Annotated in this window: 23 protein-coding genes; 12 read left to right on the top strand and 11 right to left on the bottom strand. The window is 70.6% G+C overall.

Going from position 1 to position 23,992, the window contains the following annotated elements; translation table 11 throughout:
* Positions 1-284 precede the first annotated feature (284 nt).
* A complete protein-coding gene (locus tag ASE27_RS07415; protein WP_056648255.1) occupies positions 285-881 on the top strand; it encodes a YdeI family protein in 597 nt (198 codons plus the stop codon).
* 79 nt (positions 882-960) lie between these two features.
* On the top strand, positions 961-2,412 hold the full coding sequence (locus ASE27_RS07410; RefSeq protein WP_056648253.1) for a sodium:alanine symporter family protein: 1,452 nt from the start codon (positions 961-963) through the stop codon (positions 2,410-2,412).
* On the opposite strand, the gene ASE27_RS07405 is transcribed toward ASE27_RS07410, so the two are convergent.
* From ASE27_RS07405 to ASE27_RS07390, 4 genes are all read right to left on the bottom strand, one after another.
* Positions 2,391-3,275, bottom strand: coding sequence for an endo alpha-1,4 polygalactosaminidase (locus ASE27_RS07405; protein ID WP_056648250.1), 885 nt, complete (start codon positions 3,273-3,275; stop codon positions 2,391-2,393). The genes ASE27_RS07410 and ASE27_RS07405 overlap by 22 nt on opposite strands.
* 122 nt (positions 3,276-3,397) lie before the next feature.
* On the bottom strand, positions 3,398-6,067 hold the full coding sequence (locus tag ASE27_RS07400) for a metallophosphoesterase family protein (RefSeq protein ID WP_056648247.1): 2,670 nt from the start codon (positions 6,065-6,067) through the stop codon (positions 3,398-3,400).
* 209 nt (positions 6,068-6,276) lie between these two features.
* Complete coding sequence (locus tag ASE27_RS07395; RefSeq protein ID WP_056648245.1) at positions 6,277-7,122, bottom strand: aminoglycoside 3'-phosphotransferase; 846 nt, start codon at positions 7,120-7,122, stop codon at positions 6,277-6,279.
* Between the two features lie 331 nt (positions 7,123-7,453).
* Positions 7,454-8,410 (bottom strand): 3-methyladenine DNA glycosylase, encoded by a 957-nt coding sequence (locus tag ASE27_RS07390; protein WP_235535381.1) that lies wholly within the window; start codon positions 8,408-8,410, stop codon positions 7,454-7,456.
* A 454-nt stretch (positions 8,411-8,864) separates the two neighbouring features.
* On the opposite strand from ASE27_RS07390, the gene ASE27_RS07385 reads away from it, so the two are divergent.
* Positions 8,865-9,692: a hypothetical protein gene (locus ASE27_RS07385; RefSeq protein WP_056648241.1), complete on the top strand. Its 828-nt coding sequence runs from the start codon at positions 8,865-8,867 to the stop codon at positions 9,690-9,692.
* Between the two features lies 1 nt (position 9,693).
* Here the strand turns inward: ASE27_RS07385 and ASE27_RS07380 are convergent, their stop codons facing one another.
* Both ASE27_RS07380 and map read right to left on the bottom strand, forming a co-directional pair.
* Entirely contained in the window at positions 9,694-10,077 is a 384-nt protein-coding gene (locus ASE27_RS07380) for a DUF1622 domain-containing protein (protein WP_056648238.1), read from the bottom strand.
* 120 nt (positions 10,078-10,197) lie between these two features.
* Entirely contained in the window at positions 10,198-10,974 is a 777-nt protein-coding gene (gene map / locus ASE27_RS07375; RefSeq protein WP_056648235.1) for a type I methionyl aminopeptidase, read from the bottom strand.
* Between the two features lie 66 nt (positions 10,975-11,040).
* Here map and ASE27_RS07370 point away from each other — a divergent pair, with 66 nt between their 5' ends.
* Positions 11,041-11,343, top strand: coding sequence for a helix-turn-helix transcriptional regulator (locus ASE27_RS07370; protein WP_056648233.1), 303 nt, complete (start codon positions 11,041-11,043; stop codon positions 11,341-11,343).
* Positions 11,344-11,357: 14 nt separating this feature from the next.
* Here the strand turns inward: ASE27_RS07370 and ASE27_RS07365 are convergent, their stop codons facing one another.
* Positions 11,358-11,738, bottom strand: a complete 381-nt coding sequence (locus ASE27_RS07365) for an MmcQ/YjbR family DNA-binding protein (protein WP_056648230.1) — start codon at positions 11,736-11,738, stop codon at positions 11,358-11,360.
* Positions 11,739-11,770: 32 nt separating this feature from the next.
* Positions 11,771-15,211: an FUSC family protein gene (locus tag ASE27_RS07360; protein WP_157257443.1), complete on the bottom strand. Its 3,441-nt coding sequence runs from the start codon at positions 15,209-15,211 to the stop codon at positions 11,771-11,773.
* 264 nt (positions 15,212-15,475) lie between these two features.
* Between ASE27_RS07360 and ASE27_RS07355 the strand changes: the two genes are divergently transcribed.
* The 8 genes from ASE27_RS07355 to ASE27_RS07320 all read left to right on the top strand — a co-directional run bounded on the left by ASE27_RS07355 (position 15,476) and on the right by ASE27_RS07320 (position 22,481).
* Positions 15,476-15,781, top strand: coding sequence for an urease subunit gamma (locus ASE27_RS07355; RefSeq protein ID WP_056648226.1), 306 nt, complete (start codon positions 15,476-15,478; stop codon positions 15,779-15,781).
* Positions 15,782-15,973: 192 nt separating this feature from the next.
* Positions 15,974-16,735 (top strand): sirohydrochlorin chelatase, encoded by a 762-nt coding sequence (locus tag ASE27_RS07350; RefSeq protein ID WP_157257442.1) that lies wholly within the window; start codon positions 15,974-15,976, stop codon positions 16,733-16,735.
* Between the two features lie 77 nt (positions 16,736-16,812).
* Positions 16,813-17,229: an urease subunit beta gene (locus ASE27_RS07345; RefSeq protein ID WP_056648221.1), complete on the top strand. Its 417-nt coding sequence runs from the start codon at positions 16,813-16,815 to the stop codon at positions 17,227-17,229.
* Entirely contained in the window at positions 17,229-18,953 is a 1,725-nt protein-coding gene (gene ureC, locus ASE27_RS07340; RefSeq protein WP_056648216.1) for an urease subunit alpha, read from the top strand. Before ASE27_RS07345 ends, ureC begins: the two co-directional genes overlap by 1 nt.
* A 38-nt stretch (positions 18,954-18,991) precedes the next feature.
* Complete coding sequence (locus tag ASE27_RS07335; RefSeq protein WP_231907726.1) at positions 18,992-19,672, top strand: urease accessory protein UreF; 681 nt, start codon at positions 18,992-18,994, stop codon at positions 19,670-19,672.
* 85 nt (positions 19,673-19,757) lie between these two features.
* The gene (gene ureG / locus ASE27_RS07330) at positions 19,758-20,393 is read left to right on the top strand and encodes an urease accessory protein UreG (RefSeq protein WP_056648213.1); all 636 of its coding nucleotides are present in this window, start codon (positions 19,758-19,760) and stop codon (positions 20,391-20,393) included.
* Positions 20,390-21,454: an urease accessory protein UreD gene (locus ASE27_RS07325; protein WP_082608670.1), complete on the top strand. Its 1,065-nt coding sequence runs from the start codon at positions 20,390-20,392 to the stop codon at positions 21,452-21,454. The genes ureG and ASE27_RS07325 overlap by 4 nt, the downstream gene beginning before the upstream one ends.
* A gap of 139 nt (positions 21,455-21,593) precedes the next feature.
* A complete protein-coding gene (locus tag ASE27_RS07320; RefSeq protein WP_056648210.1) occupies positions 21,594-22,481 on the top strand; it encodes an urea transporter in 888 nt (295 codons plus the stop codon).
* A 112-nt stretch (positions 22,482-22,593) separates the two neighbouring features.
* On the opposite strand, the gene crcB is transcribed toward ASE27_RS07320, so the two are convergent.
* Genes crcB through ASE27_RS07305 form a run of 3 tightly spaced genes read right to left on the bottom strand, consistent with a single transcriptional unit; the run spans position 22,594 to position 23,935 of the window.
* Complete coding sequence (crcB, locus tag ASE27_RS07315) at positions 22,594-22,971, bottom strand: fluoride efflux transporter CrcB (RefSeq protein ID WP_056648207.1); 378 nt, start codon at positions 22,969-22,971, stop codon at positions 22,594-22,596.
* Positions 22,968-23,417 (bottom strand): CrcB family protein, encoded by a 450-nt coding sequence (locus ASE27_RS07310; RefSeq protein ID WP_056648202.1) that lies wholly within the window; start codon positions 23,415-23,417, stop codon positions 22,968-22,970. Before ASE27_RS07310 ends, crcB begins: the two co-directional genes overlap by 4 nt.
* Entirely contained in the window at positions 23,417-23,935 is a 519-nt protein-coding gene (locus tag ASE27_RS07305) for a universal stress protein (RefSeq protein WP_056648199.1), read from the bottom strand. The genes ASE27_RS07310 and ASE27_RS07305 overlap by 1 nt, the downstream gene beginning before the upstream one ends.
* Positions 23,936-23,992 lie beyond the last annotated feature (57 nt).

Here is a 23,992-nt window from a genome sequence, read left to right as displayed (position 1 = left end):
TCGTGGGGCTGGCGCCGGGCAAGAGTGCGTCGGCGTCGTTCGCGACGCGTTCCGGCGCGGTCGAGGCCGGCCAGGTCACGGTCGTGGTCTCCCAGGACCGGCGGTCGCAGGAGGTCGTGGCGTCCTACGACGCCACCACCTGCGACTGACCCACGAGCCGGGGAGGTGCTGGTCCGGACGCGTCCCGGACCAGCACCTCCCTTCGTCGTCCGCGGGGGCCGGGCCCCGACGGGACCCGCTGGTCTCGCCGGGACCCACGGGAGGTCCCGTGGCAGTCTGGGCGCATGGTGACCGACCGGCGCGCGGACGCGCCCCGCTTCCACCCCGAGACCGCGGCCGAGTGGCGCGCGTGGCTCGTCGACCACCACGACGACGAGGTGCCCGGGGTCTGGGTCGTGCAGTGGCGGCGGGCCAGCGGTCGCGCCCCGATCGACTACGACGCGCTCATCGAGGAGGCGCTGAGCTTCGGCTGGATCGACGGGACCGTGCAGACGATCGACGACGACCGCTCGATGATGTGGCTCACACGCCGGCGCCCCGGCAGCCGCTGGACGCGCCTGAGCAAGGAGCGGGTCGCGCGGGCCGAGGCGGACGGGAGGATGACCGACGCGGGGCGCGCGGTCGTCGAGGCCGCGCAGGCCGACGGTTCCTGGACGAGGTACGACGACGCCGAGGCGCTGGTCGTCCCCGACGACCTGGCCTCGGCGTTCGCCGCCGTGCCGCCTGCCCGGGAGCACTGGGACGCCTTCCCGCCCGGGGTGCGCCGACTCGTCCTCGGCTGGATCGCGGACGCCCGGCGGGCGCCGACCCGCGCCGCCCGGATCGCCGAGACCGCGCAGAAGGCCCAGCGCGGCGAGCGCGCGCACGAGCAGCCGCGCTGAGTGCCCGTCGCGACAAGGACCACCGCGAGAGGTTAGCGTCCTGCGGACGGCAGAACCGCCGTCGGGCTGGAGGAACCCCATGGACGTCCTGCAAGAGGCGCTGATCGACCCGGTCAGCAACTTCCTGTACTCCTACGTCCTGATCTACGTCCTCATCGGCGCGGGCATCTACTTCACGGTGCGCACGCGCGCCGTCCAGATCCGGATGTTCGGGCTCATGTTCCGGCTGGTCGGCGGCTCGACCGGCGCGGCCGAGGGCGGCATCTCGTCGTTCCAGGCCTTCTGCGTGGGTCTCGCCTCGCGCGTGGGCACGGGCAACATCGCGGGCGTCGCGATCGCGCTGACGCTCGGCGGGCCGGGCGCGATCTTCTGGATGTGGTGCGTCGCGCTCATCGGCATGGCCACGGCGTTCGTCGAGGCGACCCTGGGGCAGATCTTCAAGGTCCGTGCCGACGACGGCTCCTTCCGCGGCGGCCCCGCGTACTACATCCAGCGCGGACTGGGCTCGCGACGCTGGGGGATCGTGTTCGCGATCCTGCTGATCTTCGCGTTCGGCTTCGCGTTCAACATGGTGCAGGCCAACACGATCAGCGAGGCCCTGGACAACGGGCACGCCGTCTCGCCGGGCTGGACCGCGGTCTTCCTCATGATCCTCGCAGCGCCCGTGCTGTTCGGCGGGGTCAAGCGCGTCGCGAAGGTCGCGGGTGTCGTGCTGCCGATCATGGCGGGCATCTACGTCCTGCTCGCGGCCACGATCATCCTCATGAATCTCGGCGCCGTGCCGGGCGTGGTCCGGCAGATCGTCGAGGGCGCGTTCGGGCTCGACCAGGCCGTCGCGGGCACGGCCGGGGGGATCCTCGCGGCGCTGCTCAACGGGGTCAAGCGTGGCCTGTTCTCGAACGAGGCCGGCATGGGCAGCGCACCGAACGCGGCCGCGACCGCGACGGTCGCGCACCCCGCCAAGCAGGGCCTGATCCAGTCGCTCGGCGTGTTCGTCGACACGATCGTGGTGTGCTCGGCGACGGCCTTCATCATCCTCATGGCGGGACCCGAGGTGTTCGACCCGGGGAGCACGACCGACGCGGCCGGGGCCTCGCTCACGCAGGAGGCCGTCGCGGCCCAGCTCGGGTCGTGGACCGTGTGGCCCATGACGATCCTGGTGTTCGTCTTCGCGTTCTCCTCGGTGCTCGGCAACTACTCGTACGCCGAGGTCAACCTGACGTTCCTCGGCATCCGCGCCAAGGCGCTCACCGCGCTGCGCACGCTCGTGCTCGCGGCGATCGGGATCGGGTCGCTCGTCGAGCTCGAGGCCGTGTGGGCCGTCGCGGACGTCGCCATGGCGCTCATGGCTCTCGTGAACCTGGTCGCGATCACGCTGCTGGGCCGGTGGGCCTTCGGGGCGCTCAAGGACTTCGAGCGCCTGCGGGCGAGCGGGGCGGGCGACCGGTTCGTCGGGGTCGGGAACCCCGACCTGCCCGGGGACGTGCCGGGCGACGTGTGGGCGCCGGTTCAGCAGGACTCGAAGGCGTAGCCCGGGTCGTCGGGCGTCGAGAGCGCGCGGTCGCGTCCCACGACCGGCACCCCGCGCGCGCACGCGTCGGCGAGGCGGGCGGAGAGGTCCGGCTCGTCGTCGTACTCGATCTCCAGGACGCGCGTGCCGTAGGCGGCGGCGTAGTCGCCGCACTCGTCGTGGACGGCGCAGTCCTCGGCGACCACGAAGTCGAAGCCGAGCGCTGGACCGTCCTCGCCCAGCTCGACCGTGTTCTTCTGCCCGATCGCGAGTCCTCGCGCGTGCGCGCGGTCGATCAGCAGCGCGGCCAGGGCGAGGTTGTCGTCGCGCGTGAGCGCCCCCGACGAGCGGGTGAACGAGTCCAGGTTGTCGGGCTCGACCGCGTCGAACCCGGCGTCCGCGCACGCGTCCACCTGTGCGCCGACGACCTGCGCGATCTCGCGGCGCGCGGTGTCGGTCGAGGTGTCGAGGAGCAGCTCGTCGGGCCAGCCGGGGTCGGCGACGGGTTCGCCGCCGTCGTCGCGCAGGACCAGGTCGGGGTGGTCGCGCAGCCAGGTCTCACTCTCGCCGGGCTGGGTCTGGAACCCGTTGACGTAGCAGACGTCGTAGCCCGCGCCCGCGGGGGAGTCGGTGACGTCGCGGACGACGACGGTCACGCCGTCGGGCGGCGGGTAGGCCCCGCCCAGCTGGTAGTCGAGCCCGGCCCCGGCGGGCGGGGGAGCGGGGGCCTGGTCCTCCTGCCCGACGGCGTCGCTCACCGAGGTGGTCGGCTCGAGGTCGTCACGGGCCGAGGTGGGCGCGGGCGCCGGAGCGGTGCACCCGGCGAGGAGAGCGAGGGCCAGGACCGAGGAGGCGAGCGGGAGCGCGGAGCGGGTCGGGAGCACGGGACCATGCTCGCACCGGGCACCGGGCACCGGTGCGCAGGTGCGCAGGTGTCCCGCGAGGCACGGCCGGCCGACCCCCGCAGAACGCGGGAGCCGGCCGGCCGAGGTGCAACCGACCGGTGTCAGCCGATCTTCGTCGTGAACTCCGCGGTCGTGCCGGCGAACTCGACGGAGTCGGTCGGGGTGAGCGTCGCGGTGACCTGGACGGTCGCACCGCTCACGCCGAAGGGCAGCGACTGGGGCAGCGTGACCGTCGTCGTGGCACCCTTCGCGACGGGGACGCTCGCGGTCGTCAGGAACATCCCCGAGACGACCGTGACCTCGACCGTCCCGGCCACGGACGCGTTGGCGGTCACGCGCGGCTTGGCGCCCGTGCGCAGCGAGGACGCGGCGAGCTTGAGCGTCGTCGGCGCCTTGGTCACGGTCATGGTGCTCACGGCCGAGGTCGTCGAGGACTTCCCGGCCGTGGCGACCACGCGGTAGCGGTGCTGGTCGGTCGTGGCCGAGACCTTCTTGAGCAGGAGGTTCTTCGACGTCGCACCGGCGATGTCGGTCCACGCGTCGGTGCCCGCAGCGGCGGTCTGCCACTGGTAGGCGACGCGGGGGGCGGGCGTGGCCGTCGAGGTCGAGACGGCAGTCGAGGAGATCGTCACGTTCTTGCCCGACTCGACCGTGACGGCGGCGGCGGGCTGCGTCGTGAACGTCACCTCGCTCGGGACGGCGACGCCGGCCTCGGTGACCCACTTGGTGCCGTCGTCGCGCTTGGTGACCGTGAACTCGTCGTAGACCGCGCCCACGGGCAGGTCGGTGCTCGCGCCCGCGACCTTCTCGGCGATGTAGGACTTGTAGGTCAGGGTGTCCGCCGTGACGTCGACGACCTGGTAGGTCGTGATCTTCTCGCCGCGCAGCACCTGGGTCGCGCCGTTGTTGGTCCAGACGTTCTTGTCGGGGGCCGCGAGGTCGTAGTGCTTGGCTCCCGAGTTGGACACGATGTAGACGGGGCCGTCGGTCACGCCCTCGGTGTCGGTGCGGTCCTCGTCGTTGTAGCCGCGCGCGTAGGTGTGGTCGTGACCCATCATGACGAGGTCGATGTCGTGCTCCTGGAACACGGGGACCCAGTACTTGCGCAGCACGGGTTCGTCACGGCCCGACGACGTCGAGTAGACGGGCTGGTGGAAGGTCACGACGTTCCACTTCGACGGGCTCTCGGTGAGCACGGTGTCGAGCCACGCGGCCTGGAACTGGGTCCAGAGCTCGGCGACCTTGGCCTGCGGGCAGTCGGTGCCGGTGCACGCGGGCAGCGCGTCGGGCGTGAGGAACGCGGTGTCGCGGGTCGCGTTGATCGTGATGAAGCGCATGCCCTGGTAGTCGGTGAAGTACACGGTCTCGGCCGCGAACTCGCTCCAGTGCGCGAAGTAGGCGGCGTACTGGCGGGCCACGGGGGTGTCGCCCACGGCGAGCTGTGCGAGCTCGCCGACGGTCTCGGTCGTGGGGTTGTTGAGCGGGTACTCGAAGTTCGCCTTCCAGGCGGCGAGCTTCTTGTCGCCCGAGTACTCGTGGTTGCCGGGGGCGGCCATGACGTTGCTGGTCGCCGCGGCGTCCTCCATGCCGTTGAACCAGTTGACCCACTGGGTCTCGTTGCTCGCCGAGTCGATCAGGTCGCCCGCGTGGACCGAGCCGATCGCGTCGGGGGCCGTGGCCTGCGCCTGGGCGACGACCTTGGGCCACGTGCTGTCGAGGCCGATCTGCGCGTCGCCGTAGTAGATGAAGGAGAAGTCCGTCTCGGCCGGGTCGGCCGTCCCGAAGGTCTTCCACCCGGTCCATGCGCCGGGCACGCCGACGCGGTAGGAGTACTCGGTCGCGGGCTTGAGGCCGGGCACGGTCACCGAGAAGTGCTGCTTGGCGTTGCCGTTGACGGCGCCAGCGGCGTAGGCGCGCAGCGTGCGGGTCGCGCCGCCGGAGGCGGGGCGGATCTCGACCTGTCCCGTGGTGTCGGCCTCGCTGCCCGCGAGCCACGAGATCGACTGCGAGGTCTCGGGCGTCTCGGTCGGGGTGAGGATGACGCGGGTCGGCGGGGCGACCACGACCGGGGCGTCCTCGGCGACCGGCGTGAGCGAGGTCAGGTCGAAGTAGACGTCCGAGCTCGACGCGCGGTCCTGGTAGAGCGCGACCGCGATCGTGTTGGTCCCGTCGAGCAGGGCCTCGGGGTCGAGGTCGAACGAGGCCGCGATCGGGTCGGAGGCGCCCGAGCCCGCGTACTGCAGGTTCGTCGTCGTGCTCGTGACGCGCTCGTCGTGGAAGCCGGCGACCTTGGCGCCGTTGACGTAGACGACCAGCCCGTCGTCGTAGACGACGTTGCCGACGACCTTCTCGAGCTCGTCCGCCGTGTCGGCGTCGAACTCGAACGTCGAGCGGAAGAAGAACGTGGGGACGTCGGTCGTGGTCCCCTCGATGTACTGGGTCAGGAGGGTCGTGGGGGTGTGCGGCCCGACGGCCGCGAGCTTGCCGCCCTTGGCCCCGAACGACCCCTTGGCCGACTTCCACGCCGAGGCGTCGTAGGCGGGCTGGGTCCACGACAGCAGGTTCTCTGGCGTGCCCGGGTCCGTGTTGTCGTCGAGGTACTTCCAGGTGGTGTCCGCCGTGGTGAGCAGCGGTGCGGGGGGTGCGGTCGCCGCGGAGGCGTCCTGGGTGGGGGTGGCGGCGAGCACGAGCCCGCCGACCAGGGTGAGGAGGGCGAGCGCGGGCACGCTTCTCCGCACCGGGCGGACAGGGGTGTCCATCGTCTGCGTCATGTCAGTCCTTCGTCCGGTCCCGCGCGCGAGCGCGGCAGCTGGGCGGCGCGACCTTGGCGCCGTCCCGATCCCACCTGACCCGGGTGGCTACGGGGTGAGCCGACGATGAACGCGAAACGTCCGCTTCGTGCCCATTCCCTGCCCGACGGCGTGGCGCGCCTCGCGCGTGGCGGTGCGCCCCGTCGTCGGGCAGGGGAGGGGGGAGCGTCTCAGCCCAGGTCCCAGAGCAGCCGGTAGTAGGCGATCCGTTCCTCGTCCGGTTCGATGCCGTAGGCGTCGTAGACGATCCGGTCGTAGCCGGGCCCGTAGTTCCACTCGGTGCTCCAGGCCGCGACGGCCAGGTCGGCCCAGCGGTCGGCGACTCCCAGCGAGCCGAGGTCGACGTGCGCGGCGAACGACCCGTCGGTGTGCACGAGCGTGTTGGGTGCGCACGCGTCGCCGTGGCACACGACGAGGCGGTCCACGGGCGGCGCGAGGTCGAGCCGGGCGCGCGCCTCGGTGACGGTGAGCGCTGCGTGCTCGGGGAACCACTCGGTGGGGCCTTCGCCGTCGGCGATCCGTTCGTCGGCGCGCGCGACACGCTCCTCGACGCTCCAGGTGAAGGGGCAGCCCTCGACGGGCAGGGCGTCGTGCAGGACGCGGAGCCCGTTGCCGATCGCGGCTGCCGCGGTGGCGGGCTCGGCGACCCAGCGCGGGTCGACGGCCGAGGCCGCGTCGATGGCCTCGGTCACGAGCCAGGTGCCCAGCTCGTCCTGCCCGGCGTCCAGCACATGGGGCACGGCCGTGTGCTGCGACGCCCACGCGAGCCGCTCTGCCTCGGCGAGGAGGTCGATCTCGGGTGTGCCCGCGGCGACCCACTTGACGTACCGGTCCGTGCCGCCTGTGCCGCTCGTGCCGCTCGTGCCGCTCGCGCCCCAGCGGAACGTGAGCCCGCCGAGGTTGTTCCGCCACACCGGGACAAGGTCGCCGCCCCCGGCGGCGTCGACGAGCGAGCGGACGGCGGGTGGCACGGGCACGGGGCCGGTCGGGATCATGGCGAGGGGCGGGCGCGACATGCCCCGATCCTGCCAGGACCCGCCCCGTGCCTCATGACTCGCCGGGATTCGGTGGTGAGGGAGCCCGGGGAGGGCCGGCCCCCGGTGGTGCAGGTACCCAGGGTGGGATGTGTTTTCTGCGTAGCCACCACAATTGTGGTGGCTACGCGGAAAACACTCCCTCCCCCTGGGCTGCGGAACAGCCCGGCGTGCCTCGCCGGTGGTCTTCGGGGAGCACGAGGGATGCGGACGAGCGAGTGAGCCCGTCAGGCTGGACTGATCTCGAGCCGTGAGGGTTCGGGAAGCTCGGTCGGCCTGTCGTCGCTGACCCGACCCCGATCCGTGGCGTCCCTCAGCCCAGCAGGCGCTCGCAGGCCTCGAGCAGCCGGGAGCGCAGCACGGCCGAGCGCTCGGCGAACCCGCGCTGCAGCCGCACGTACTCGGCCTTCCCCTCGGACGTCTCGACCGCCACGGGCGCCTCGCCGTAGGACGAGACGTCGTAGGGGCTCGCCCTCATGTCGACCCAGCGGATGTCCCGAGCGAGCTCGAACGCGTCGAGCACCAGACCGCTCGGCACCGCGGGGGACAGCTTGGTCGCCCACTTGTAGAGGTCCATGTTCGCGTGCAGGCAGCCTGGTTGCTCGAGCGCCGGCTGAGTCTCCCGGGTGGGCTGCAGCCGGTTGAGGCTCACGGCCTCCGGGGTGAAGAAGCGGAACGCGTCGAAGTGCGAGCACCGCACCGGGTGCGACGCGACGACCTCGTCCGTCCCCTGTGCCCCGAGCCGCAGCGGCAGCGGGTGGCGGTGGTCACGCCCCTCGGCGTGGTCGCGGTAGACCATGGCCCACTCGTGCAACCCGAAGCACCCGAGCGTTGCCGGGCGCGACGCCGTAGCAGCGAGCAGCTCGCGCGCGTAGCGCACGGTGTCGCCCCGGTCGGCGAGGAACGCCTCGACGTCGAGGCTCACCTGGCCGGCCGCGTCGGCCCGGTGCCACCGCCAGTCCGCACGCTCGGCGAGAAGGGGAGCGACGTCGTCGGGCGTGAGCCCACCGGAGGGCGAGAGCGTGACGCCCGCACCCGGGTGCCAGCGGCGCAGCTGAGCCGGGCGCGTGGGGTAGTAGGTGAAGAGGAAGTCCTCGACCGCGTGCTTCTCGCCCTGGGCCTTGCGCTCGCGCCAGCCCGCGGTCAGGGCGTCGGCACGCGTGGCGTGCGCCGCAGCGAGCGGGAGCCACGTGTCGCTGTCCAGGACCTGCCCGACGGCGCCGCGCACCTCGGGCGCGAGGGCGCGGTCGGAGACGTCGAGGGAGGGCATGGTCCCAGGGTAGGCGGCTCGGCGAGCGAAGTTCACCCCACCAGCAGGAGCGGAACGGCGCGAGGACACGAGAACATGGCACCAGGGTCCAGCAATCGCGCCGGACCGCAGGGGGGTCGGTGACGGCCCATGACAGCGGCCACCGGTCGCAAGGAGCGCCATGTCTCAGCCGCCGTACGGACAGCCGCAGCCTCCGGCCCCGGATGACCCGCAACAGCCCGGCCCCGCATTCCCCGGTCAGCCGGACCCTTCTGGGCAGGGCGCGTATCCCGGTCAGCCGGCCGCATACCCGGGCCAGCCAGCCGCGTACCCCGGCCAGCCCGGAACCTCCGGCGGCGAGCAGGCGGGCTACCCCGGCCAGCCGACTGGACCCGGCCAGTACGGACCGGGCCCCGGGTACGGTTCGCAGCCCCCGGCGCAGCAGGGGTCGTCGGGCCTGGCGATCACGGGCTTCGTGCTCGCGCTCCTCGGCCTCGTCCTGTGCCTCATCCCGGTCGTCAACATCTTTGGCGGGATACTCGCGTTCGCCGGACTGGTCCTCGGGATCGTCGGCCTCGTGAAGGCCTCGAAGGGTGCTCCGGGCAAGGGCCTGTCCATCGCTGCGATCATCATCGCGGTTGTGGCGGGCATCGGGGTGATCATCTCCAACGCGATCTTCATCTCCGCAGTCGACAGCGCCGTCAACGACGTGGCGACCGAGTCGGTCGAGGAGGTCGCCCCCGAGGCGCCCGCCGACGAGGACGCCGCGGTCGACGAGGCCCCCGCCGACCCGGCTCCCGAGGAGGACGGAGCAGGTGCGCTGGGCAACGGCGACTGGTTGGTGGGCACGCAGATTGCGGCGGGGCAGTACCGGGCGAAGGTCGAGGAGAGCATCCTTCCGCTGGGGACCGCGTCGCAGAGCAACGGCGACGAGATCCTCGACATCCGCACCGCGAACGAGGGCTTCCTGATCTTCTCTGTCCAGGACGTGGCTGGCTCGGTTGTGAGCTTCTCGGGAGTCACCGACATCGAGCTGATCGACCCAGCAGCCCCTTCGGCGGCTCCGGTCGACTCGTTGGGCAACGGCGACTGGCTCGTCGGCACCGATATCCAGCCCGGGCAGTATCAGGGCACGGTCGACGTCACATCGATCATGCCTCTGGGGACCGCATCCCAGTACCAAGGAGCTGAGATCCTCGACATCCAGAACGCCGAGGAGGGCAACGTGATCTTCACGGTGCAGGACATCCCGCTCTCGGTCGTGAGTTTCTCGGGATTCTCCGCGATCGAGAAGATCGGCTGACCTACGTCTCGTCGGGCACCGGGTCAGGTCTGGCCTTGTCCGGATCCGGTGCACCGGGCACCTGCTGCCACGGCCACCGGCCCGTGATCTCGAGCTCGAGCGAGAAGCTGAGGAACGTCCTGATGAGGACGATCGCCGCGAGCACCCCGACGCTCTCGAGCGTCGGGGTGATGGCGACCGTCCGGATGATGTCGGCCGCGACCAGCAGCTCGAGCCCGAGCAGGATCGACCTGCCGAGGCGGCGCCGGAACAACCGGTAGACGTTGCCCTCATGGCGCCGGGTCACCGACAGGAACGTCGCGTACAGGGCGCCGACCACGATCGCGGCGACCCCTGCGGCGTCGACCACCTTGCCGACGACCTCGATCACCTCGGCGAACGTCATGAGCCGAGCCTAGGACGGAACGGCCCGGCGGGCCGGGCGAGAGCGTCGAGGGAGCACCGGGGCGCACCGGGCGTCCCGGTCGACCGCGTCAGGCCTGCAGCGGTGCACGGAGCCCTGACCTCACGAGGGGGTCGGCAGCGTGAGGATCTCGGCCCCCTCGTCGGTGATCGCGATCGTGTGCTCGCTGTGTGCGGTCCGGCAGCCCGTCGCACTGCGGAGCGTCCATCCGTCCGCATCGGTGACGAGCTCCGCGGTGTCCTCCATGACCCACGGTTCCAGCGCGAGCAGCAGGCCAGGGCGCAACCGGTACCCCCGGCCGGGACGTCCCGTGTTCGCGACGTGAGGGTCCTGGTGCATGGTCGACCCGATCCCGTGCCCACCGAACTCGGTGTTGATCGGGTACCCCGCCTCGCTGAGGACCGAGCCGATGGCGTGCGAGATGTCACCGACACGGGCCCCAGGCCGCGCGGCCGCGATGCCGGCGGCCAGGGCCCGTTCGGTCGCCCCGATGAGCGCGACGCTCTCGGGAGGTTCCGAGCCCCCCACGACGAAGCTGAGGGCGGAGTCCGCAGCGACCCCGCCCAGCGACACGGCGAGGTCGAGCGTCAGCAGGTCGCCGTCGGCGAGCGTGTAGTCGTGCGGCATCCCGTGCAGCACGGCGTCGTTGACAGCCGTGCACACGTAGTGGCCGAACGGTCCCCGCCCGAACGACGGGGCGTAGTCGACGTAGCAGGACTGTGCTCCCGCCTCGGTGATCATGGCCTGCGCCCACCGGTCGACGTCCAGGAGGTTCGTGCCGACGGTGCTGCGGGCCTTGAGGGTCTGCAGGACGTGGGCGACCAGAGCGCCCGTCTCGCGTGCCTGGGCGAGCTCGGTCGGGTTCAGGATCTCGATCATGGAGTGCCTCTCTCGTGTTTCCGATAACTATACCGGTCATATCATCCCGGTACTAGAATCGGCACCATGGTCAGGTTGCCCCTCACACCAGCCGAGGTCGAGCGCGGACAGCGTCTCGGCGCCCTCCTGCGTCGGGCCAGGGGGGATCGCTCGATGCTCGAGGTAGCGCTCGACGCCCGCGTCTCGCCCGAGACCCTCCGGAAGATCGAGACGGGCCGGGTCGCGACCCCTGCCTTCCCGACCGTCGCTGCGATCGCCGACGTCCTCGGCCTCTCGCTCGACGCCGTCTGGGCCGAGGTCACCCAGGCGGAACCTGGCGCTCAGGGGGCCGGAGCGCGCGAGGGTGCGCGCGAACGGTGGGCCTCCTAGGCGTCAGGCCGTACCTACTCGGACGCGTCGAGGAACGACTGGGCCAGGCGCTTCGGTGCCCGCGCCAGCCACGCGTCCTCGACGAGCTCCTCGAGCTCGGGGACCGCGACCAGGTCGAGGCGAGCCAGGACGATCGGGTAGCCCGCGAAGTGGGTCGTCGTGAAGAACGTGCCGGGCTCGTCGCCCACGAGGGCGAGCTTCTCGCCCTCGTGGGCGACGTAGAACGCGAGGGGGGCGGCGTCCGGCGCCAGGTCGCCCAGCTCGTCGAGGTCCCGACGGCGCAGCGGCCTCTCCCACACGAAGTTCCGGCCGTGCACGGCCCACTCGCGCGGCCGGTGCTCCTCGGTGTCGGGGAGGACCGACGCGACCCGACCGACGTCGTCCCAGGTGGCCATGCCTCCGACGCTACGCCTGCCGGGCCCGGATGTCAGAGCGTCGACCTCGCCGCGGCGTCGTCCTTCTCGGTGGCCCCGGGGGCGACGCTCTCGATGAGCACCACGAGCGTCTGGTTGATGCGCTCGAGCTGGCGCAGCACGACGTCCTCGCTGCGCGTCGTGGGCCCGGTCGGGTCGTAGTCGGCGCTGACGTCGAGGTTCTCCTCGACCTTGGTCGGGAGCCTGTCGGCGAGCGCGGCGCGGAGGGCGCCGATGTTGTGGCTCGTGGTGCGGCGCAGGTTCTCCCAGTCCTCGGACGTGAGGTCGCCCCCCGCCTCGATCATGCGTTCGACCGCGTGCGCGAGATGGCGGGTGTAGTAGGTCAGGGACCAGACGGCCGTGAGGCGCCCCTCGATGCCGTCGACCTCGAGCGAGCCCGACGTCCGACGCAGCGGCGCGGCCGTGGCGTTGACCTGCCGGACGTCCTTGTTGATGACCAGGAGCCGCTTGTCGATGGCCTTCCTCGAGATCTTGCTCCCGCCCTCGAGCCGCTCGAGGCCCGCGACGATCACGATCTCGATGTCCGTGACCAGCTTGGTGATGTCCTTGTTGAGCTTGGTGCGCGTGTGCGTCGGGAAGACGAACCACGCGACGAGCAGAGCGACCACGGCCCCGAAGAGCGTCTCCAGGATCCTGATCTCGAGCGCCTGCGTGGTGAGCCGTCCGAGGAACTCGTACAGGAGCGCGAAGATCATGGTGGTCCAGAAGTTCGACACCGCGGGTGAGACCGGCCGGTAGTACGTCGAGGCGAACACCGCGATGGCCAGCAGCGGCACGATGATCGCGGGGTCTGCTCCTGTCCAGATCGCGATGCCGAAGCCCACGGCTGCACCGACGACGGTGCCCGCGATGCGCTGGGCGCCCTTGACGAACGTCTCGCCGTCGGTGCCGCCCAGCACCTGGTACGCCGCGAGCGTCGCCCAGTACTGGTGGGTCGCAGACACGGCCTCGCCGACGCCGAGCGCCGCGCCCGTCGCCACGGCGACCTGTGCGGCCCGTCTCGTCATGGGCGACAGGGGCTTCTTCCCGTCCGTCGGTGGTGCGGACGTCGCCAGCTCGTCGAGGCCCGCGTCGTCGACCTGCGCGTCGTCGGGATCGACCGTGGTGAGCGGGGGTGCGTCGGGGTCGAGGCCCGCGGTCTCGGCCGTCCGGAGCACGTCGGCCGCGCGGTGGAGCTCGTTGGCGGCCTGGTAGAGCAGACGCGCTGCCTGGGGCCAGTCCGCCGGCGGGCGCTCGTCCTGCCAGGGTGCGAGGTGTGGCGTCGGGGCGGTCGGCGCGGATCCGTCGAGCGGCCGGGCCGCGATCTCCGCGAGGTGGGCCTGCAGCAGCTCGAGCCGTCCCGCGAGCCGGCCCCGGAGCTCGAGAGGGATCGCGGTACCCGTGACGTTGCGAGCCGCCGTCTTGAGGTTGACGGCGGCGAGCTCGGTGTCGAACACGTGCAGGCGCAGCTCGGCGCTGCGGGCAGGGTCGAGGCCCGTCGCGCTCTCCTCGCCGGTCAGCTGGCCCGCGAGGAACGCGGCCCCACGGTGCAGCTCACGCATGTCGAGGCTCACACGCTTGCGGATGTCGGGGTCCCAGCGTGCCCAGGACACGGCGTCGATGAGCGAGTCCATCGAGGCCACCAGGCGCTGACCGAAGCCTTCGATGCCGCCCTGCAGCACCTTGCGGGGGCGCTCGGGGAGGATCACGTAGTTCAGGAGGAACGCCCAGGCGATCGCGAGCGCGGCCGCGGTCACGTACAGGAGCACGTCGGAGAGGTGCAGGCGCAGGATGAGGGCGAAGTAGTACGCCACGAACGTGACCTGGCCCAGGGCGCCCCAGCGTGGCCCGAACCGGCCGAGCCACACCCCGAGCGTCGCGACGGACACCACGAGCACCGCGGTCCAGGCCGGCGAGTCGGAGACCAGCGCACCGAGCGCGACCACGAGGCTGATCGGCACGATCAGCAGGATGCTGGTGATCTTGCGCCCGCGCAGCGTCTTGTCGACCGAGATGCCGGTGCTGAGCATGGCCACGAACCCGCCGAACATCGCGGGTTGCATCCCGTCGCGCCCCGTGGCCTCGAACAGGAAGTACAAGGAGACGACGGCGGCGCTCGCCGCGAGCACGGAACGTCCGGCCGCGCGGAGGCGCGCGTAGCCGGGGTCGACGAGCGAGACGTGCTGGTCGACGAAGGTCTCCCAGCGTGAGAGCCGGCTGCGAGCGCCGCGGTCGCGGGGGCCGAGCGCCTCGACGACAGGGCCCGGGATGTCCTCCTCGAGGTTCTGGAGCGCCAGCGCGTCGTCGCTGTGCAGGATCGAGACCGGCTTGTCGGTGACGATGATCGGTTGGTAGTCCAGGTCCTGGCTGACCGCGAGCGTGATCTGCTGGGCTCGGTAGGCGAAGGGCAGCCACTCGGTGTAACGACGGTAGGAGTCGTCGAGGTCGGTGAGCGGCTCGATCGCCGCGAGCTCCGCCATGTCGCGCTCCAGGTCCACGAAACGGGTGACCCACTCGTCCCGACGGCCGCGGTGCCGCTTCTCCTGCGCGAGGCGCGCGAACTCCTCGGCGCTCACGATCTCCGGGACGTCGACGCTCGACCAGCGCAGCCTCTTCTGCAGATACTCCCCGAACTCCAGGAACTGGAACGAGAGGGGAATCAGGTCCGGTTCGGTCGACGCGGTGTGCCCGGTCGGCAGGCCCCAGCGGAGGGCGCCGAGGGTGCCGCCCAGCATCCGGATCGCGTACGGGAGAGCGAACTGGTCGCGCCCGCTCTGGAAGTAGTAGGCAGCGTGGTGGAGCCGGATCCCGTCCGTGTAGCTCGAGAACGTGCTCGCGATCCCGTCGAGGTGCCCGTCGAGGCCGGTGGGCTGCCCCTGCTGGAAGTACGGGGCGAGGCTCGCGACGGCCGAGCCGGCGCCCCGCTCGGCGCTGAAGAACTGTGCCGACAGGGCGCGCAGGTCGCGGATCACGTCGTAGACGCCGAGGAGGAAGGTCAGGATCAGCGAGACGAGGACGACGCCGGTGAGCGTCTCCGCGATGCTGAGGAAGCGCAGCACGTCCGTCTCGGCGGTCAGGGAGGATCCGCCGACCGTCGAGAGCTGCGCGGCGCTGAAGTACATCGCGTTGAAGAAGTCGAGGCTCGCCCCGGTGCCCGACACCGAGAACGCCGTCTTGGTCATCTGGCCGTAGTAGATCAGCCCGAACCCGAGGATCACCCCGAACAGCCAGGCGATCACCGTGATCATGATCTGCAGCCCCGTGACCTGGCGCAGCGCGAGGGGGCGCCACCGCCTGGACATCCGGCGTGTGACGCGACGCAGCAGCCGCCACTGACCCGACGCGAGCGGCCCGGCGATGAATCCCGACTCGTCGTAGTTCAGCGCGGTCAGGAAGACGTCGAGCAGGACGAGACCAAGAATGACGATTCCGAGGACGAGCCACACGGTTTCCACGCGTTCAGGCTATACGGGGCGTTCCGTTCCGGCCCGACAGGAATGTCCGGGTGCCTCGGCATGATCGTTTCGGGTGAATTGTGATGACGATCTGTTGCGACGACGTCGCATCTAGGTCGGGATTCACGGGCGATAAAACTCCTGCTCAGAGCCCTTTCTCTCCTCGGGTTGCAGTCCCGTGCGCCCCGCGTAGGGTCGAAGACATCAGACGCGAAGACCGATGGCTTCCGGCTGCCGGTCGCACCCCGAAAGGTCGTGCAGGCAATGAATCTCACCCCACGAGAAATCGACAAGCTGTATGTGTACCAAGTGGCAGATCTCGCGCGGAAGCGTCGTGAGCGTGGTACCAAGCTGAACCTCAGCGAGGCGCAGGCGTTGATCTCGGAAGCAATTCTCGAGGCCGCACGGGACGGAAAGTCCGTGGCCGAGTGCATGGAGCTCGGCAAGAAGGTCGTCTCCGAGAAGGACTGCATGCCGGGCGTTCGCGAGAGGCTCTCCCTTCTCCAGGTCGAGGCGACGTTCGTCGACGGCAGCAAGCTCGTCTCGTGTCACGACCCCGTGGCGGCCTGACATATGTCGGCAGGGGCACACGACGAAGCGCGGCTCGTCGTCGTCGGGGGGCACGAGAGCGATGACGGGGCTGACCTCGGATTCCTCCGGGACGCACTGCCCGGTGTGGTCGTCTCGCCGGCGGGGCGCGTCCTGCACAACACGGTGAGTGCACTGCTCACCTCCGGTGACGCACCGGTTGCGGTACTGCCCATGACGTTCGGCAGGAACCCGACGATGGTCGCGGACGTGGCCAAGACCCTCAAGTGGCTGAGCGCGGGGGACGGTGCGGGCCGAGTGGTCCTGTGCGACGACTTCGGGACGATCGACCACCTGATCGCGTGGCTCCGCAAGGCCGCTACCGAGACGGCCAAGCGCCGACCCGGCGCGGCCCTCGTGATCACGGCCCGGGCGTCGAACCCGTTCGACGATGCGGAGCTGTACCGCGTGGCGCACCTGGTGCGGACGCACGGGGCGGGACTCGAGGTCGAGGTCGCATGCGTCGAGGAGGACGGCGACGTCGCGGACGCGGTGCGTCGTGCCCGGCTGCTGGGCTCGGAGGAGTCCGTCGTGGTCCCGGCCGGATTCGCCAGGACCAGCTCCGCACCGTGGGGGATCGGCGAGCTCGCGAGCGCCAGGTTCTACGGTCCGCTGATGTCGGAGCAGGCGATCCTCCAGGTCGTCCGGCAGCGGCTCGCTGCCGCCGGGCACAGCCTGAGCCACGGGCACGACGGCATCGAGACAGGGCTGCTCGCCGACCACGGTCACGGGTACGCGCACTCCCACGCGTTCGAGGAGAGCCAGGGCGGTCATGCCCATCCGCATCCCCATCCCCACCCGCACCCGCACCCGCACGGCGGAGGGGAGCCCGCGCACGCCCCGGCCAACACCGCGCACGGGCACGACAGCAAGCATCACGAGGCACCTGCAGCCCACGGCGCCTCCAACGACGAGGTACTCACCCATCGTCACTGAGCGGTCGTCGAGACCGTCTGGTCACTGCGTCGAAGGCAGCGCCGCGACGCGAACAGCAGCAAGTGGAGGGAAGAACGATGCTAGGTAGCCCCAAGTACCACCACACCGACGAAGACATCGAGATCAACGCGGGCCGGGAGACGGTGACGCTCAAGGTCAGCAACACCGGTGACCGCGCGGTGCAGATCGGTTCGCACTTCCACTTCTTCGAGGTGAACCGTGCCCTGCTCTTCGAGCGGGAGAAGGCGTACGGGAAGCACCTCGACATCCCCGCCGGCACCGGCGTGCGCATCGAGCCAGGCGACACCCGAGAGGTCACGCTGACGGCCTATTCCGGTTCCCGTCACCTCGTCGGCTTCAACAACCTGGTCGACGGCGGGCTCGACTCGGGTCAGACCCGGATCGACTCGCTCGCGCGGATGACCGAGGGACAGTTCAAGGACGGCAAGCCGGCAGCGCGGACCACCGGAGCTGCGAAGAAGGGGAAGAAGTAATGGCCATCATCTCCCGCAAGCAGTACACGGACCTGTTCGGTCCGACCACCGGTGACAAGGTGCACCTCGCCGACTCGAACCTCGTGATCGAGATCGAGAAGGACTACAACGAGGGTCACTACGGCGACGAGGTCGTCTACGGCGGTGGGAAGAGCGCCCGTGACGGCATGGCCGCCGACCCGCAGGCCACCAGTGCTCAGGGTGCGCTCGACCTGGTCATCACCAACGCCATCATCCTCGACCCCGTCCTCGGCGTGATCAAGGGCGACATCGGCGTCAAGGACGGCAAGATCGCCGGTATCGGCAAGTCGGGCAACCCTCATCTGCAGAGCGGCGTCGACCCGCGGCTGGTGGTCGGCGCCACGACCGAGGTCCTTGCCGGTGAGCACTGCATCGCGACCGCCGGGGCGATCGACTCCCACGTGCACTACATCTCGCCGCAGCAGGCGCAGGCCGCGCTCTCGAACGGCATCACGACGCTGTTCGGTGGCGGCACGGGGCCGACCGACGCGACGAACGGCGTCACCACGACCCCCGGCGCATGGCACCTGCACCGCATGATCCAGGCCGCGGAGGAGATGCCCGTCAACATGGGCTTCCACGGCAAGGGGAACGGGTCGCTGCCTGCCGCGCTCGTGGAGCAGATCGAGGCCGGAGCCTCGTCGCTCAAGGTGCACGAGGACTGGGGGGCCACCCCGGCGGTGATCCGGAACGCGCTGACGGTGGCCGACGAGTTCGACGTCCAGGTCTCGATCCACACCGACAGCCTCAACGAGGCGGGCTTCGTCGAGGACACGATCTCGGCGATCGACGGCCGCACGATCCACACGTACCACACCGAGGGGGCGGGCGGTGGGCACGCGCCGGACATCATGAAGGCCGCGGGCTTCCCGAACGTGCTGCCGTCCTCGACCAACCCGACGCTGCCGTACACCGTGAACTCGGTCGACGAGCTCCTCGACATGGTCATGGTGTGCCACCACCTGTCGCACGACATCCCGGAGGACGTCGCGTTCGCCGACTCGCGTGTCCGTGCGGAGACGATCTCGGCCGAGACCGTGCTCCACGACGAGGGCGTCCTGTCGATGTTCTCGTCCGACTCCCAGGCCATGGGGCGTATCGGTGAGTCGGTGACGCGTGCCTTCCAGACCGCCCACCACAACAAGGCGGTGCGCGGCCCGCTGCCCGAGGAGACCGGGGACAACGACAACTTCCGTGTCCTGCGCTACCTGGCGAAGGTGACGATCAACCCGGCGATCACGCAGGGCGTCTCCGACTACGTCGGCTCGCTCGAGCCCGGCAAGATGGCCGACATCGTGCTGTGGCCCGTGGACTCGTTCGCCGCGAAGCCCAAGGTCGTCGTCAAGGGCGGTCTCATCAACTGGGCCCTCATGGGCGACCCGAACGCGTCGCTGCCCACGCCCCAGCCCGTGTACTACCGGCCGATGTTCGGCGCGTTCGGGCAGGCACTGCAGAAGACCCGCATCACGTTCATGTCCCAGGCCGCGATCGACAAGGGCGTCCCGGAGCAGCTCGGCCTGAAGAGCCAGGTCCTGCCGGTGCGCCGCTGCCGGGGGATCGGCAAGGAGCACATGGTCCGCAACGACGTCGCACCCGTGATCGAGGTCGACCCGGAGACGTACAAGGTGACGTTCGACGGGAAGCCCGCGCACATCGAGCCGGCCGAGTCCCTGCCCATGACCCAGCTCTTCTTCCTCGCCTGAGGATGGTCATGATCGAGACGGCCCGGACGAGGACCGACGTGAGTGCCCTCCTCGTCAGCCTCCAGCTGTCGGACTCGGCCTTCCCGAGCGGCTTCTACACGATGTCGCACGGGTTGGAAGGGTTCAGCCAGGCGCGCCTGGTCGACCGCGGAGACGTCGAGGGGCTGCTCACGGGTCTGTTGCTGCACTCCGTGGGCCCGGGCGACGCGACAGCGCTCGCCCGGGCCCACGAGGCGGCGATGGACGCCGACTGGGACCGGGTCCAGGAGGTGGACCAGATGCTCTTCGCCTCGAAGCTCAACGCCGAGATGCGCAAGGCCTCGGTCCGCAGCGGGCACCAGCTCACCGACATCGCCCGTGAGGCGATCGGGGGGCCGGAGCTCGAGGAGTGGGGGCGACGGATCACGGCCAAGGAGACGCCGGGATGCCAGCCCGTCGCGACCGCGGTCGCGTACGCCGGCACCCGCGTGAGCACCGAGCAGGCGGTGGCGTCGGACATGTTCGCGTTCGCGGTGAGCTTCGTGGGTGCGGCCCTGCGCCTACGTCTCACGGACCACCGGCACGCACAGGTGGTCCTGCACGCCGTCGGGCCGGTCATCGAGGCCGCGACGGCCGATGCGGTGACGCGAGACCTGACGGACATGGGTGGGTGCGTGCCTCTCGCCGACGTGATGTCGGCACAGCACGAGCGTGCCGAGGCGCGGTTGTTCGCCAGCTGAGCGGTGTCCGCGAGGAACCGTGGACAGGGCGTCGGACGAGACGTAGACAAGAGATACAGGCAGACGAGAAAGACGAGGCAGTCGAATGAGCGAGAACGTCCTGAGGATCGGCATCGGCGGACCGGTGGGTTCGGGCAAGACCGCTCTCACGGAGGCGCTGGTGCCCAAGCTGTTCGCGGCCGGGCGTCAGCCGGCCGTCATCACCAACGACATCTACACGCAGGAGGATGCGCAGCACGTGCGACGCGAGCTCGCGGGGATCCTCGACCCCGAGCGGGTCGTGGGCGTCGAGACGGGGGCGTGCCCGCACACCGCGGTGCGCGACGACCCGACCATGAACCTCGCGGCGGGCGCGGAGATGCTCGAGAAGTTCCCCGAGGTCGACACGCTGATCTACGAGTCGGGGGGCGACAACCTGACGCTCACCTTCTCGCCCTCGCTCGCGGACGTGTTCATCTTCGTGCTGGACACCTCGGAGGGGGAGAAGATGCCCCGCAAGAGGGGTCCGGGTATCACGGAGTCGGACATCCTGGTGATCAACAAGATCGACATCGCGCAGTACGTGCGGACCGACCTCGGGGTCATGGAGTCGGACGCGCGACGGGTCCGCGACGGCAAGCCCGTCGTGCTCACCAACTCGCTGACGGGACAGGGGCTCGACGAGCTGTACGAGCAGATCTTCACGCTGTGGAACGGCCGACGAAGCGCGCTCGTCGGATGAGTGCGGAGCTCGTGACCGACGTGCCGGAAGCGGCACCCCTGCACGCGGTGCCCGGCGAGCCGACCGGCTCGCCGGGACCCGCGGGCCCACGAGGGGACTCGTGGGCGAGCGCGGACGCCTACGGCGGCTATCGCCTCCAGCCCCCGCACTACGAGCCGGACCGTGTCCCGCGGGAGGTCCTGCAGCACGGCAGCACCCTGGACACGCTGGCGACGGGCAGCCCGGGCAAGGTGGGGCTCCTCGAGATCGAGTTCGGCAAGAACGAACGCGGCACCGAGGTGGTCCACCACTACCAGAAGTCGCCGCTCCAGATCATGCGTCCGCTGTACTACGACCCGCTGCGCCCCGACATGCCGTACACGTACCTCATGTCGACGGGCGGGGGCATCCTCCAGGGTGACCGGCTCCGGACGGACCTCACGTTCGGTCCGGGGACGTCCGCGCACGTCACGACGTCGGCGCACACCAAGGTGTACCGGATGGAGCACGACTACGCGGTCGCCCAGACCAACATCGAGGTCGGTGCGGGCGCCTACGCCGAGTACCTGCCCGATCCCGTGATCCCGTTCGCCGACTCGCGGCTCTACCAGCGGACGCGGGTCACGCTCGACGAGTCGGCCACGCTCGTGGCAGGGGAGACGGTCTTCGCGGGCCGACTGGCACGGGACGAGCGGCACCGGTACACGGTCTTCGCCTCGGACTTCGAGGTCCGGCGCCCGGACGGGAAGATCGTCGCGCTCGACCGCGTGCGGCTCACGCCCGAGGACGGGCAGACCGGTGGCCTCGCGGTGCTCGGCGACAGGGACGTGCTGTCGATGCTCTACGTCCTCACGCCGCTGGCCCCCGCGGCCCAGCTCGCCGACCTGCTGCACTCGGTGCTCGCCGAACGGTTCGAGGAAGACCTGTTCCTCGGCGTGAGCGCCCTGCCGGGGGACACGGGCGTCTGGGTGCGGATCGTCGGGGACGACACCGAGGCGGTGGCCCACGCGAACACCGCGGCCTGGCAGGCGGTGCGCCTGCTCCTCACGGGGGTCGAGGCTCCGCTGATCCGGAAGAGCTGAGGTCCCATGAACGCCAAGGCCTCGTCCCTCCTGACCCAGGACGCCCCCGCCCCACCGACCGCTCGACCCGACACCCGACCAGCAGGGAGATGACATGTCAGCGACGAACGCAGCGACAGCACCTTCGAACGCGGCGGCGGTGACTGCCGGTTCCCTGGCCCACGGCCTGTCGCAGATCTTCTTCCAGAAGAACGTCTGGACAGGTCTGCTGATCCTCGCGGCCTTCGTGGTCGCGGACTGGCGCATGGCCCTGCTGGTCGTCGTCGGGACGGTCGCCTCGACGGCCGCGGGCTACCTGATGAAGGTCGGCGCGGACAACGTCGAGATGGGCCTGCAGGGCTTCTGCGGCGCGCTGGTCGGTGCCGCGGTGTTCGCGGCGATGGGCGGCGACCAGGCGTGGTCGTACGTGGTCGCGCTCATCGGTGGTCTGCTGTGCGCCCCGGTGACGTGGTTCTTCGTATGGCTGTTCGGCACCGAGCCGCTCAAGCGGTTCGCGCTGCCTGCCACCACGGCCCCGTTCTGCACGGTCGCCGGGATCATGTACGTCACCACCACGAGCCTGCACGTCTCCTCGGCCGGCACGCACGTGGCCGACGACACCACGACGGCCTTCTTCCGCTCGTTGCTGACCAACGTGTCGGAGGTCGTGCTGGTCAACAGCCTGTGGGGCGGCGCGCTGATCCTGCTGGGACTGTTCGTCGCCTCGTGGAAGGTGGGCCTCGCGGCCGTCATGGGCAGCGTCGTCGGGAGCCTGTGCGCCCTGGCGTTCGGCGAGAACCTGCAGAACACGGCCAACGGGCTCGAGGGCTACTCGGGCGTCCTGACGGCGATCGCGCTCGCGGTGGTCTTCCTGCGCAGCACGACCGCGTCCTGGGTCTACGCGCTGATCGGCACGGTCGCGACGGCCGCGGTCACGCTCCTGATGCACGACCTCACGAGCGGCCCGGTCTACACGTGGCCCTACATCCTCACCACGTGGGTGTTCCTGATCATCGCGGCGTTCGTCCCGGCGCTCAAGCGGTCCTGAGCGGCGTTCCCACGGCACGCACGGCCCGACGGCGGCGCTCCCCGAGAAGGGGAGCGCCGCCGTCGGGCGTGACGGGAGTTCTCGCTCGTGCCGACGGCGACGAACCGGCTCCTCAGAGCGAGGCGCCCCAGCGGTAGCCCACGTAGGCGAGCGCGACGCACACCACGAGGATGCCGATCGAGTAGGCGAACGCCGTCCCGTAGCGCTTCTGCTTGATGAGCTGGACGGCCTCGTAGCTCGCGGTGCTGAACGTCGTGTACCCGCCCAGGAAGCCCGTGCCGATCACGGCGCTGACGTCGGTCGAGGCGATCTTGCTCACGACCAGGCCGGTCAGGACGCCCAGGACGAGCGAGCCCGACATGTTGATGATCGCGGTGGGCCAGGGGAAGGCCGTCTTGACCTTCGAGCGGATCAGCCCGTCGACCACGAAGCGCGTCCCGGCTCCCAGGCCACCGGCGATCGCGAGGAGGAGGAAGATGCCGAGGGTCATCGCTTCGTCCCCTCGTCGGTCGTCTGCTTCTGGGCGTTGACCTTGGTCGCCACGACGATCCCGGTGAAGGTCGCGACCGCACCGACGAGGACGGTCGCGAGGACGTAGATCAGGGCGAGGTCGACGCGCGACTTGTCGAGCAGGACCGCGGTGTCGGTGGCCAGCGAGCTGTACGTCGTGAAGCCGCCGCAGAAGCCGGTACCGAGGAGCAGCTTGAGCCGGGGGCCACGAGGATCGCCCGGCAGGCGGCGGGCCACGGCCTCGTAGAGGTAGCCCAGCAGGAACGCTCCGACGATGTTGACGATCGGGATCGCGATGGGCAGCTGGTCGATGTCGGGGACCGCGAGCGAGACGCCCTCGCGCCCCGCGGCGCCGAACGCTCCTCCGATCATGACGAGACCGATCGAGGCCCAGCGCAGGTAGCTGGGCCTCGTCGCGGCGGCCATCAGCGCGTCACCCAGGGCAGCGGCGACTCGACCCCGGGGGGTCGGGCCGGGACGACCACCACGGGCCGGTTCTGCCGGTGCGCGAGGTGGACCGCGATCGAGCGGTTGAAGAACTCCTGGACGCCCCCGCCGAACCCGCGCTCGTGCGTGCCCACGACGATCATCGCCGCGTCGACCGTCTCGGCGAGGTGGGCCAGCGCATCGGCGGTGTCCCCGACCAGGAGCCTCGTGCTCCAGCGCACACCGCTCGGGTCGAGCACCGCGGCGAGACGGGCCGCGAGCGCAGGGTCGAACGCGTCCTCGCGCTCGTCGTGGTAGTCCGGGTCGATCGGGGCCGACGTCACCGCCCCGGCCGAGTCCTCCGACACCGCGAAGCGACCGGCGTTCACGTGCGCGCAGATCAGCTCGGTGCCGAACTGCGTCGCGAAGCGCGCCGCGTCGTGGAGGATGTGGTCGGGTTGCCCGGGGGCAACGCCGAGGACGACTGGTTGCGGGTCGAGCCCCGTGTTCTCTCCCATGCTTCGAGGGTAGGTCGGAACGGGGTGGGGTGCCCGGTGACCCTGGCCCGTCGCCCC

Origin of the sequence: Oerskovia sp. Root918, from assembly GCF_001428945.1 — a bacterium.
In the GTDB taxonomy this organism is placed as follows: domain Bacteria; phylum Actinomycetota; class Actinomycetes; order Actinomycetales; family Cellulomonadaceae; genus Oerskovia; species Oerskovia enterophila.
The sequence above is the reverse complement of the archived record's forward strand: the minus strand, read 5'-3'. Positions and strand labels throughout refer to the sequence as shown.

Coding starts and splice junctions, on each gene's coding strand:
- ASE27_RS07415 (WP_056648255.1), top strand. CDS start 285: ATGGTGACCGACCGGCGCGCGGACGCGCCCCGCTTCCACCCCGAGACC.
- ASE27_RS07345 (WP_056648221.1), top strand. CDS start 16,813: ATGCTAGGTAGCCCCAAGTACCACCACACCGACGAAGACATCGAGATC.
- crcB (WP_056648207.1), bottom strand. CDS start 22,971: ATGACCCTCGGCATCTTCCTCCTCCTCGCGATCGCCGGTGGCCTGGGA.
- map (WP_056648235.1), bottom strand. CDS start 10,974: ATGATCGAGATCCTGAACCCGACCGAGCTCGCCCAGGCACGCGAGACG.
- ASE27_RS07325 (WP_082608670.1), top strand. CDS start 20,390: ATGAGTGCGGAGCTCGTGACCGACGTGCCGGAAGCGGCACCCCTGCAC.
- ASE27_RS07310 (WP_056648202.1), bottom strand. CDS start 23,417: ATGGCCGCCGCGACGAGGCCCAGCTACCTGCGCTGGGCCTCGATCGGT.
- ASE27_RS07395 (WP_056648245.1), bottom strand. CDS start 7,122: ATGTCGCGCCCGCCCCTCGCCATGATCCCGACCGGCCCCGTGCCCGTG.
- ASE27_RS07410 (WP_056648253.1), top strand. CDS start 961: ATGGACGTCCTGCAAGAGGCGCTGATCGACCCGGTCAGCAACTTCCTG.
- ASE27_RS07305 (WP_056648199.1), bottom strand. CDS start 23,935: ATGGGAGAGAACACGGGGCTCGACCCGCAACCAGTCGTCCTCGGCGTT.
- ureC (WP_056648216.1), top strand. CDS start 17,229: ATGGCCATCATCTCCCGCAAGCAGTACACGGACCTGTTCGGTCCGACC.
- ASE27_RS07370 (WP_056648233.1), top strand. CDS start 11,041: ATGGTCAGGTTGCCCCTCACACCAGCCGAGGTCGAGCGCGGACAGCGT.
- ASE27_RS07350 (WP_157257442.1), top strand. CDS start 15,974: ATGACGTTCGGCAGGAACCCGACGATGGTCGCGGACGTGGCCAAGACC.
- ASE27_RS07380 (WP_056648238.1), bottom strand. CDS start 10,077: ATGACGTTCGCCGAGGTGATCGAGGTCGTCGGCAAGGTGGTCGACGCC.
- ureG (WP_056648213.1), top strand. CDS start 19,758: ATGAGCGAGAACGTCCTGAGGATCGGCATCGGCGGACCGGTGGGTTCG.
- ASE27_RS07390 (WP_235535381.1), bottom strand. CDS start 8,410: ATGCCCTCCCTCGACGTCTCCGACCGCGCCCTCGCGCCCGAGGTGCGC.
- ASE27_RS07355 (WP_056648226.1), top strand. CDS start 15,476: ATGAATCTCACCCCACGAGAAATCGACAAGCTGTATGTGTACCAAGTG.
- ASE27_RS07400 (WP_056648247.1), bottom strand. CDS start 6,067: ATGACGCAGACGATGGACACCCCTGTCCGCCCGGTGCGGAGAAGCGTG.
- ASE27_RS07365 (WP_056648230.1), bottom strand. CDS start 11,738: ATGGCCACCTGGGACGACGTCGGTCGGGTCGCGTCGGTCCTCCCCGAC.